This window comes from Bradyrhizobium sp. Kon58 (assembly GCF_055807455.1).
The window spans coordinates 1-272 of record NZ_JBVVOT010000433.1 but is presented as its reverse complement, the minus strand read 5'-3'; the positions used below and the strand labels follow the sequence as shown (position 1 = coordinate 272).

Below are 272 nucleotides of genomic sequence, written 5' to 3'. Positions count from 1 at the left end.
ATGCGGGACACTTCTTTGAGTATTCAAGAGCGCTTGTGACGGCCCGGCTGCCTGACTAGCCTGCTGAAAACACAGGAGTGGGTAGATATGAACGAGGCCTCTATCGGTTTAAACGCGCCGCCTGATGGCTACACCGATTGGCTGACATGCCTCAAGAGCCGTATCCATAGCGCACAGCAGCGAGCATCAATAGCAGTCAATCGTGAATTAGTGCTGCTCTACTGGCAGATTGGACGCGAAATTTTGGCCCGTCAGAGCGATCAAGGCTGGGG

The 272-nt window shown here is 54.0% G+C and carries 1 protein-coding gene; it reads left to right on the top strand.

Annotated features, from left to right (window positions below; all coding sequences use genetic code 11):
- Window positions 1-87: 87 nt before the first annotated feature.
- On the top strand, window positions 88-272 hold a 185-nt coding region (locus AC0L20_RS41050; protein ID WP_473295834.1), incomplete at its 3' end, for a DUF1016 N-terminal domain-containing protein.